General features: G+C 66.7%; 9 protein-coding genes. 8 read left to right on the top strand and 1 reads right to left on the bottom strand.

Going from position 1 to position 9,850, the window contains the following annotated elements; genetic code table 11:
- Positions 1 to 46 precede the first annotated feature (46 nt).
- The gene (locus tag QOD90_RS29865) at positions 47 to 901 is read left to right on the top strand and encodes an LLM class F420-dependent oxidoreductase (RefSeq protein WP_526355930.1); all 855 of its coding nucleotides are present in this window, start codon (positions 47 to 49) and stop codon (positions 899 to 901) included.
- Between the two features lie 10 nt (positions 902 to 911).
- On the opposite strand, the gene QOD90_RS29870 is transcribed toward QOD90_RS29865, so the two are convergent.
- Positions 912 to 1,697 (bottom strand): DeoR/GlpR family DNA-binding transcription regulator, encoded by a 786-nt coding sequence (locus QOD90_RS29870; protein WP_526355932.1) that lies wholly within the window; start codon positions 1,695 to 1,697, stop codon positions 912 to 914.
- 95 nt (positions 1,698 to 1,792) lie between these two features.
- On the opposite strand from QOD90_RS29870, the gene QOD90_RS29875 reads away from it, so the two are divergent.
- The 7 genes from QOD90_RS29875 to QOD90_RS29905 are packed head-to-tail and all read left to right on the top strand — an operon-like array spanning position 1,793 to position 9,733.
- On the top strand, positions 1,793 to 2,716 hold the full coding sequence (locus tag QOD90_RS29875; RefSeq protein ID WP_526355934.1) for a class II fructose-bisphosphate aldolase: 924 nt from the start codon (positions 1,793 to 1,795) through the stop codon (positions 2,714 to 2,716).
- Complete coding sequence (locus QOD90_RS29880) at positions 2,713 to 4,029, top strand: D-tagatose-bisphosphate aldolase, class II, non-catalytic subunit (RefSeq protein ID WP_526355936.1); 1,317 nt, start codon at positions 2,713 to 2,715, stop codon at positions 4,027 to 4,029. Before QOD90_RS29875 ends, QOD90_RS29880 begins: the two co-directional genes overlap by 4 nt.
- Positions 4,022 to 5,149, top strand: coding sequence for an SIS domain-containing protein (locus QOD90_RS29885; RefSeq protein ID WP_526355938.1), 1,128 nt, complete (start codon positions 4,022 to 4,024; stop codon positions 5,147 to 5,149). Before QOD90_RS29880 ends, QOD90_RS29885 begins: the two co-directional genes overlap by 8 nt.
- A gap of 5 nt (positions 5,150 to 5,154) precedes the next feature.
- Positions 5,155 to 6,180 carry an N-acetylglucosamine kinase gene (locus QOD90_RS29890; RefSeq protein ID WP_526355940.1) on the top strand — a complete coding sequence of 342 codons (1,026 nt, stop codon included), beginning with the start codon at positions 5,155 to 5,157 and terminating at the stop codon, positions 6,178 to 6,180.
- Positions 6,177 to 7,130 carry an EamA family transporter gene (locus QOD90_RS29895; RefSeq protein WP_526355942.1) on the top strand — a complete coding sequence of 318 codons (954 nt, stop codon included), beginning with the start codon at positions 6,177 to 6,179 and terminating at the stop codon, positions 7,128 to 7,130. The genes QOD90_RS29890 and QOD90_RS29895 overlap by 4 nt, the downstream gene beginning before the upstream one ends.
- Positions 7,127 to 8,440 carry an alpha-glucosidase/alpha-galactosidase gene (locus tag QOD90_RS29900; RefSeq protein WP_526355944.1) on the top strand — a complete coding sequence of 438 codons (1,314 nt, stop codon included), beginning with the start codon at positions 7,127 to 7,129 and terminating at the stop codon, positions 8,438 to 8,440. Before QOD90_RS29895 ends, QOD90_RS29900 begins: the two co-directional genes overlap by 4 nt.
- 12 nt (positions 8,441 to 8,452) lie before the next feature.
- On the top strand, positions 8,453 to 9,733 hold the full coding sequence (locus tag QOD90_RS29905) for an ABC transporter substrate-binding protein (RefSeq protein WP_526355946.1): 1,281 nt from the start codon (positions 8,453 to 8,455) through the stop codon (positions 9,731 to 9,733).
- Positions 9,734 to 9,850 lie beyond the last annotated feature (117 nt).

Raw genomic sequence — 9,850 nt, forward strand, 5'->3', positions numbered from 1 at the left:
GAAAACTCATCGGCGACTGACAGCTCACGGGTCTAGGGTTGATCGAGTGCGATTCGCCTTCAAGACATCCCCACAGAACACCACCTGGTCCGAGATGCTGCCGATCTGGCAGACCGCGGACGACATCGACGTCTTCGAGTCCGGCTGGACGTTCGACCACTTCTATCCGATCTTCTCCGACTCCTCCGGCCCGTGCCTGGAGGGTTGGATCACGTTGACGGCGCTGGCGCAGGCCACCAAGCGGCTGCGCGTCGGCGTGCTGGTAACGGGCATCCACTACCGCCACCCCGCCGTACTGGCCAACATGGCCGCGGCGCTCGACGTCATCTCGGGCGGCAGGCTCGAACTCGGCATCGGCGCCGGCTGGAACGAAGAGGAGTCCGGCGCCTACGGCATCGAACTCGGCACCATCAAGGAGCGGTTCGACCGCTTCGAGGAAGCCTGTGAGGTGCTGACCAGCCTGCTCACCAAGGAGTCCACGACGTTCGACGGCAAGTACTACCAGCTCAAGGACGCCCGAAACGAGCCGAAGGGCCCGCAGCAGCCGCATCCGCCGATCTGCATCGGCGGCAGCGGCGAGAAGCGGACGCTGCCGCTCACCGCGAAGTACGCCGATCACTGGAACTTCGTCGGCGGAACCCCGGCGGAGTTCGCTCACAAGCGCGACGTGCTCGCCGCCCGCTGCAAGGACATCGGTCGCGACCCCAAGGAGATCACCCTCTCGGCGCACGTCCGCCTCGGCGAGGATCGCGACTACGCGAAGGTCGTCGCCGAGGCAGGGGCCCTCGGCGCCGAGGGTCTGGATCTCGCGATCATCTACCTGCCGCCGCCCTATGATCCGGCGGTGCTGGAGCCGTTGGGCGAGGCGATCAGGGACTCCGGATTGCTCAGCGCGCCCTGATCCGAGGCCGTCACGCATCCTCGACGGTGACGACGTGGACGTGCACGCCGGCGGCCGAAATCCGTTCCAGCTGATCGGGATTGGCGGTCGAATCGGTCACCAGGTGATCAATGTCGCTCAGCGGCACCATCTTTGCGAGAGTGACCTTGCCGATCTTGGAGCCGTCGACGGCGACGACGACCCGTTGCGCATTCGCGGCCATGGCGATGGCGGTGCGGGCTTCGGCTTCGTCGAACGTGGTGGCTCCGATTTCCGCCGACATGCCGTCGGCACCGAGAACCGCGGTGCCGACGGTGATCACTTGGAACGCGTGTTCGGACATCGGGCCAACTGCCTCAAGGGAATTCGCTCGCACCAGCCCGCCCGTGGCGATGACCTTCATGTGGGCGTCCACGGCGCAGTCAGCAGCGATCGTCAGGGAGTTGGTGACGATCGTCATGTTGGGGCGACCCTTGAGCGCCCTGGCCACCTCCCCGGTGGTGATGCCTCCGGTGAGTGCGACCGCTTGCGCGCCTGCCGGCACCAGGGCGGCGGCGCGCTGGGCGATGCGCCGCTTGATGGCGACCATCCGGTGATCGCGCAGACGTACCGGGATCTCGCTACCGCTCGGATCGAGCGCTCTGGCACCACCGTGGGTGCGGACGAGCAGACCCTGCTCTTCGAGTTCGTTCAGATCGCGGCGCAGGGTTGCGGCCGAGACGCGCAGCTCCTTGCACAACACCTGGGATCCGATTTCACCACGGTCGCGCAGTAGCGACAGCACCTCGCGCATCCGGTCGGTGCGCTTGATCGACATTGCTGATACTCCTCGGATCGACGGTCGGCGCAATCAGTTTTCCTGATCGTTTTGCCGCTTCGCATTGCGCGCTTTGAGCGAGCTTCTCATGATCGATGAATGTTCTGCACGTCACACTCAGCCCGGCGGGTGACACCGTGACCCTGGCCGCCACCACCGACGTGGTCGCCTCGGCCATCGCCGAGGGCACCGCCGTCCTCGCCTTCAACGTGATCACCATCGAGCACGCCGAGGGCATCGCCGAAGGCACTGAACGCGCAGGCGTCGCCGCGCTGCTGCAGGTCAGCGAGAACACCGTCGGATTCCACGGCGGCCGGATCGCTCCCCTGGTCTCGGCCTGTGCCCGAATCGCCGCGCAGTCGTCGCAACCCCTGGCAATCCACCTCGACCACTTCCGGGACGGCGCGCTGATCACCGAGGCCATCGACACGGCGGGCGTCCTCGGGGTCAGCTCGATCATGGTCGATGCGGCGCACCTGCCATACCGGGACAACGTGGAGCGGACGCGCGCGTTCGCTCAAGAGGGCCACCGCGCGGGGCTGTGGGTGGAGGCCGAACTTGGCGAGATCGGCGGCAAGGGCGGCGCACATGACTTCGGCGTCCGGACCGATCCCGACGAAGCGGCGGCCTTCACCAACGAGACGGGCGTCGACGGCCTCGCCGTCGCGGTGGGCACTTCCCACGCGATGACCAGTCGTGACGCCGAACTCGACATCGACCTGATCCGTCGGCTGGCCGCGCGCGTCGCGAGTCCACTGGTGTTGCATGGCTCCTCGGGCGTCCCGCACGATCAGCTCCGCCTCGCCGCCGAGGCCGGGATCCGCAAGATCAACGTGGGTACCGCGCTCAACGTCGCGTACACCGGAGCGATCCGCGAGGTCATCGCCGCCGACGCGACCGCGACCGATCCCCGCACGTTCCTGGCTGCCGGCCGCGAAGCCATCGGCGATGCGGTGACCGAAGTGTGTCGTGCCGTAGCGCGGCCCGTCGCGCTCGCCGGGGAGCGTGCTGCCCGATGACTGAAGTCAGCTTGCGCCGCGTCGACTGGCTGACCGACGCAATCGCCAAGCACCGGGCCGGTGCATCGGCGGGCATCTACTCGGTGTGCTCGGCCCATCCCACCGTGGTGCAGGCCGCGATCGCCCAGGCGGCCGCCGATGGTGGCTTCGTGCTGATCGAGGCCACGTCGAATCAGGTCGACCAGTTCGGCGGCTACACCGGGCTGCGTCCAGCGGAGTTCCGCGAGCTGGTGTTGGGCATCGCGGACCGGCAGGGCTTTCCACGGGATCGCGTCGTCCTTGGCGGCGATCATCTCGGGCCCAACCGGTGGCAGCGGGAATCGTCAACTGCTGCAATGGCGAAGGCCGATGTCCTCATCGCCGCCTACGTCGAGGCGGGGTACGACAAGATCCACCTGGACTGCAGCATGTCGTGTGCCGACGACCCCGGCGTCCTTTCCGACGAGGTCGTCGCGCAGCGGTCCGCCCGGCTGATGCGGATCGCCGAGGACACCGCGAACCGCATTGGATCGGATCCTCCGGTGTACGTGATCGGCACCGAGGTACCCGTCCCAGGTGGCGCACACGAGACGCTCGACCACTTGGTGCCGACGCCCGCCGACCGGGCTCGGCGGACCATCGCCGCCCATCGGGCCGCCTTCGCCGAGGCAGACCTTGAGTACGCCTGGCCGCGCGTCGTCGCCCTGGTGGTGCAGCCCGGTGTCGAATTCGACCATCTCAGCGTCATCGACTACCGACGCGAAGCCACCGTGGAGTTGCGACACGTCCTCGACTCCGAGGACAACCTGGTCTTCGAGGCACACTCCACCGATTATCAACGGCCCGAGCACCTTCGGGAGCTCGTCGAGGACCATTGGGCGATCCTCAAGGTGGGTCCAGCGCTGACGTTCGCGATGCGCGAGGCCCTGTTCGCGCTGGCGATGATCGAGGCGGAGCTCATCCCACGGACCTCCCGGTCGAATCTCATCGACGTCGTCGAACGCAGAATGCTCGCCGAACCCGGGTATTGGGAGGACTACTACCACGGTGAGCCACGTTCGCAGCGGACCGCCCGGCGGTACAGCTACAGTGATCGCCTCCGCTACTACTGGGCCGACGCCGCGGTCGAGGCGGCGCGAAACACGTTGCTGGCCAACCTCGATCGCACCGGCATTCCACTTCCCCTGATCAGCCAGTTCTTGCCCGGTCAGTACGACCGGATCCGCGCTGGCGTCCTCGAACCCATCGCGCAGGATCTGGTCATCGACCGGGTCCGCGATGCCCTACGTCCCTACGCCCGCGCGTGCAGCACAGCTGGAGAGGTCAATGACTAACACGCACATTCCCGCCCAAGAAGAAGGCGGCGCAACCATTCTCGAGATCGGACAGCAACCCGCTGCCTGGCGCGAGGTCGCCGGCCGCACCGACGGGGAGGCGGCCAGGTTCCTCGGAAGGCTGGTCGCCAAACCAGATCTGCGGGTCATCCTCACCGGCGCGGGCAGCTCCGCGTTCGCAGGTGAGATCGCCGCGCCTGCGCTACGCCGGCACCTCGACCGCCGCGTCGAGGCCGTCGCCACGACCGACATCGTCGCGAATCCGCTGGATTACCTCGAGCGCCACACCCCGACCCTGCTGGTGTCGTTCGGCCGGTCGGGCAACAGTCCCGAGAGCCTGGCGACGACGGCACTGGCCGACGAACTCGTCGACGAGGTCTGGCACCTCATCCTCACCTGCGACCGCGGCGGGGAGCTCGGCCGTGCCCACGCCGACCGGCAGAACTCCCTGGTCGTCTACATGCCGGAGCGCACGAATGACGTCGGGTTCGCGATGACGTCGAGCCTCACCTCAATGTTGTTGTCGTGCTTGCTGATGCTGGGTCCAGCCGTACCCCGCGATGGCGACGCCCTCGCCGGGGCGGCACAGCACGTGGTGGATCACCAACGTGACATCCGGGCCATTGCCCAGACCAAGAAGCAGCGCTTCGTCTACCTCGGCAGCGGGCCGCTGGAGGGCCTCGCCAGGGAGTCGGCCCTCAAGCTGTTGGAGTTGACGGCGGGCGAGGTCGTGACGTATTTCGACTCTCCGCTGGGGTTCCGCCACGGACCGAAGTCGGTGCTCGACGCGGACACGCTCGTCGTGGTGTACGTCTCCTCCGATCCTCACACCCGCCTCTACGATCTCGACATCATCGCCGAGATCCGTGCGCAACTCGGCCAGGAGGCCGTCACCGTGCTCAGCACCGAGCCGATCCCCACCGAGCTGGGACCAGTCGTCACGCTGCCCGGCCTCGCCGGTCTGGACGACGCGCTGGTCGCGCTGCCCTATCTGGTGTTCGCGCAGTACCTCGCGCTGTTCACGTCGCTGGAATACCGTAAGACACCGGACAATCCATTCCCCTCCGGCGAAGTCAGCCGCGTCGTCAAGGGTGTCACGATCCACCCGATGGGACGGTGACGGACATGCCCAGATATCTCGGCGTCGACGGCGGTGGGTCGAAGACCGCGTTTGCGCTCATCGACTCGGACGGTCACGTATTGGCCCGCGCCACCGCCCCAACGTCGTACTACTTCAACGCCTCCACCCACCCAGCTGCGCCCGCCCATGACGGCTTCGAGGTCGTCGAACGCGTGCTCGCCCAAGGTGTCACGGACATCTGCACCCAGACGGGCATCGAGACCTCCGACATCGACGCCGCATTCTTCGGCATCCCCGGCTACGGCGAGGCCAGCGGTGACATCGAGGAACTCGATGCCGTGCCAGGCAGGGTCCTCGGCCACGACCGCTACAGCTGCGACAACGACATGGTCTGCGGCTGGGCGGGATCACTGGCCGGCGAGGACGGCATCAACGTCATCAGCGGCACCGGGTCGATGACCTACGGAGAACGCCACGGCGTCGGTCACCGAGTCGGCGGCTGGGGTGAGTTGTTCGGTGACGAGGGATCGGCGTATTGGATTGCCGCCCAGGGATTGAACGCGTTCAGCCGGATGAGTGACGGCCGACTGGCGCGCGGGAGACTCCATGCCCTGCTCAGGGAACGGCTCGCGCTCGCCGGCGACCTCGACGTCGTCAGCCTGGTGATCGACACCTGGGGCGGCAACCGGAGCTCCATCGCCGCGCTCGCAACGACGGTCTGCCAAGCTGCGCGGGAGGACGACGAGGTGGCGAGGACGATCTTGTCCACTGCTGCCGAGGAACTCGTCACACTGATCGACACCACTCGCACCCTGATCGGGTTCACCGAAGGGGAGACCGTGCCCGTTTCGTACTCGGGCGGAATGTTCTCCGATGACGGCTTTCGCGCGCTGTTCCTGGCTGCCCTCGACGCGCAACCCGCCAAGTACGACCTGAAACGCCCGCTGCTCGACCCCGCATTGGGTGCCGCGCTGTACGCCGCCAAGCACGGCGGCCAGCCCTTGAGCGACGCTGCGCTGCACCAACTCAGCACCACACCAACGACTTCCGACGAGGTAACGACACCATGACAAGCACCGGACATCCCCGCAGCTGGATCTTCTACGCAACGCTGCTCATCCTGTTTTGGGGCGTTTGGGGCGCGTTCTCGGCGCTACCGGCGACGAAGTACGGCTACCCCGACGAGATGATCTACTGCATCTGGGCGCTGACGATGATCATTCCGGCGGCGTTCATCCTTCGCGGCCAACGCCTCGACCGGCGGCCTCAGGCCGCGATCTACGGTCTGCTGATCGGGCTGACCGGCGCGGGTGGCCAACTCCTGCTCTTTCAGGCGTTGACCATGGGACCGGCCTACCTCATCTTCCCCATCGTCTCGATCTCGCCCGCCATCACGGTGGTGATGGCGATGGTGCTTCTGCGCGAACGGGTCTCGCGACTCGCGGTCGTCGGCCTAGTCGCGGCACTGGTCTCGATCGTGCTGTTCAGCATCACCAGCGGAGACTCCGACGGCTCGACGGGCCCGTGGCTGCCGCTGGCGATCCTGATCTCCGCGGCATGGGGCGTGCAGGCCTACTTCATGCGCAAGACCGCGACGATCGGCGTCAACGAGGCCACCACGTTCGGGTGGATGACGATCAGCGGCCTGGCACTGATCCCCGTCGCGCTGTTCTCCCTCGGCGGCCTGCCCACTGACTTCCCCTGGCAGGCACCGGCATTGACGGCCGGCACCCAGCTACTCAACGCCGTCGGCGCCCTGTTCCTGGTGATGGCGCTGAGCCGCGGCAAGGCCAGCATCGTGGCTCCGACCACCAACGCGCTGGCCCCGGCACTGACCATCGTGGTCTCGCTGGTCGCGTACCAGACGCTGCCGACCCCGTACGGCGCGGCAGGCATCGTGCTGGCCCTGGTCGGTTCGACGCTGATGGTCTACAGCGACGAGAAGCGCGGCGAGGCGCTCACCGAGGCCGTGCTAGAGCCCGCCGCCGACGACCGCTCGACTTCCAGGAGCCAAGGGTGAAACCCACGATCGTCATCATCGGAGCAGGCAGCGTCGAGTTCACGCGCGAGCTGCTCGGCGACATCTTCTCCTTCCCCGAGCTCAGTTCGGTGCGGATAGTCCTGCACGACATCGACGCCGAGCGCCTGGAAACCGCAGAGGCGATCGCTCGTGCCACCGCCAGCGCGGCGGGGGCACAGCCCGAGGTCGTCGTCAGCGCCGACCGCCGCCGAGCCCTCGACGGTGCCGATTACGTCATCAACGTCATCCAGGTCGGCATGCACGAGGCGACGGTGCGCGACTTCGAGATCCCCGAGAAGTACGGCCTGCATCAGACCATCGGCGACACGATCGGCATCGGCGGCATCTTCCGTGGCCTGCGGACGTTCCCGGTGCTTGCCGCGATCGCGAAGGACATGCAGGAGGTGTGTCCCGACGCCTGGCTGCTGAACTACACCAACCCGATGGCCATGAACGTGACGTACCTGCACCACGTCGCCCCGAAGCTGAAGGTGCTTGGGCTGTGCCACTCGGTGTACTGGACGATGGTCGGGCTGTGCGAGCTGATCGACGTGCCGTTCGACGAGGTGGCGTACTGGTCCGCTGGCGTCAACCACCAGGCCTGGGTGCTGCGCTGGGAACGTGGCGGCCAGAATCTGTATCCGCTTCTTGATCAACGCATCGCCGCGGATCCGGAGCTGCGCCGGCGGGTCCGGGTCGACATGTACCGCCGACTCGGGTACTACCCCACCGAGACCAGTGAGCACTCGAGTGAATACGTTCCGTGGTACCTGCGCCATCCCGGCGAGGTCGAGCGGTTGCGCCTCGACATCGGTGCGTACGTGCGCATCAGCGAGGACAACCTCGCCGAGTACGCCAAGGTGCGGGCCGAACTCGCCGAGACCGCGACGCTCGGCATCGACACCGAGTCCACCGAATACGCCCCTCAGGTGATCCACTCCCTGGAGACCGGGACGCCGCGCGTCATCTCCGCCAACGTCGTGAACTCTTGCTTGATCACCAACCTGCCGAACGGCCTTGCCGTCGAGGTGCCCACGCTGCTGGACGCCTTGGGCGCGCATCCGACGAAGGTGGGCGACCTCCCACCACAGTGCGCCGCCCTCAACCGCAACTTCCTCGGCCCGGTCGAGCTTGCGGTGCGGGCCGCCGTCGACGGCGATCCTCGGCTGGTGCGGGCGGCGGCGATGGTGGACCCGAATACCGCGGCCACGTTGACCGTCGATCAGATCTGGGAGCTGTGTGACGACCTGACGATCGCGCACGGCGACCTACTTCCCGAACCGCTGCGCACGACTGCTTCACCCAACTAAGGAGTGTCACAAGTGATTCGACGTCGGCTCTGCATCGCATTGGTCACCGTCCTGGCCTTCGTCATGACCGCGTGTGGCGGTGGCGGATCGGCACCGTCCGGCCCCACCGAGATCGCGGTGTGGCACGGTTATCAGGACACCGAGGGTGAGGTGTTCAAGGGCCTGATCGACCAGTACAACAAGGAACATCCCGACGTGAAGGTCAGCGAGTTGTACTCCAGCAACGATCTGGTGCTGCAGAAGGTGCTGACCGCGGTGCGCGGCGGCAGCGCGCCGGACGTCGCCTATATGTTCGGCTCTTGGTCCCCCAACATCGCCCAGATCCCGCAGGTGGTGAACATGGCCGACGAGGTGTCCAAGCCCGACTGGAAGTGGGACGACTTCTATCAGGCCGAACGTGAGGCCGCGACGGTAGGCGACAAGGTGGTCGGTGTTCCCGCCCTGGTGGACAACCTGGCGATCGTCTACAACAAGAAGCTCTTCGCCGACGCCGGGGTCGCACCCCCGACGCCGAATTGGACATGGGATGACTTCCGGGCCGCGGCCGCCAAGCTGACCGATCCGTCGAAGGGGCAGTACGGCTGGTTGATCCCCGCCGACGGCAGCGAAGACACTGTGTGGCACTACCTTCCGATGCTCTGGGAAGCCGGGGGCGACATCCTGACCCCCGACGACGAGCACGCCGCGTTCAACTCCGACGCCGGCGTCAAGGCGCTGACGGTGCTCCAGCAGATGGCGGTCACCGACAAGTCGCTGTACCTCGACACCACCAACGAGAACGGCCCAAAGCTGATGAACAGCGGCAAGATCGCGATGCTGGTGACCGGGCCGTGGGATCTCAGCCAGCTGTCCGACATCGAGTACGGCGTGCAGGTGTTGCCCACCTTCGCCGGATCGACCGGTGGGCATCAGACCATCGCGGGCCCGGACAACTGGGTGGTCTTCGACAACGGTGACAAGAAGAAGCAGGCGGCCGTCGACTTCGTCAAGTGGCTGTCGGCCCCCGAGCAGGTCAAGGCGTTCTCGTTGGGCACCGGCGATCTGCCCATCCGTACCTCGGTCGGCCAGGACCAGGCAGTGCTCACCAAGCTGAACGAGAACGTACCTGGGACAGGAACCTTCGTGGAGAACCTGTCCAACGTGAAGAAGGTCAGGCCGACCGTCGCGAAGTATCCGGACGTCTCCGAAGCCCTTGGACAGGCGATCGTGGCCGTCATGCTCGGCAAGGACCAGCCCGCGGACGCGTTGAAGTCGGCGGCTGAGGCCGCTGACACCGCGCTGGCCGAGAAGTAGGACACGGACGTGCCATCGCTGCTGGGACGGCTCGGCCGCACGGAGACCGCGGCCGGGTGGGCGCTGGCAAGCCCGGCGGCGGTGCTGATCGGCATCTTCGGCCTGCTGCCGGTGCTC

This window comes from Mycobacterium sp. (genome assembly GCF_032161845.1).
Taxonomy (GTDB): domain Bacteria; phylum Actinomycetota; class Actinomycetes; order Mycobacteriales; family Mycobacteriaceae; genus Mycobacterium.

Coding starts and splice junctions, on each gene's coding strand:
- QOD90_RS29875 (WP_526355934.1), top strand. CDS start 1,793: ATGAATGTTCTGCACGTCACACTCAGCCCGGCGGGTGACACCGTGACC.
- QOD90_RS29885 (WP_526355938.1), top strand. CDS start 4,022: ATGACTAACACGCACATTCCCGCCCAAGAAGAAGGCGGCGCAACCATT.
- QOD90_RS29870 (WP_526355932.1), bottom strand. CDS start 1,697: ATGTCGATCAAGCGCACCGACCGGATGCGCGAGGTGCTGTCGCTACTG.
- QOD90_RS29895 (WP_526355942.1), top strand. CDS start 6,177: ATGACAAGCACCGGACATCCCCGCAGCTGGATCTTCTACGCAACGCTG.
- QOD90_RS29890 (WP_526355940.1), top strand. CDS start 5,155: ATGCCCAGATATCTCGGCGTCGACGGCGGTGGGTCGAAGACCGCGTTT.
- QOD90_RS29880 (WP_526355936.1), top strand. CDS start 2,713: ATGACTGAAGTCAGCTTGCGCCGCGTCGACTGGCTGACCGACGCAATC.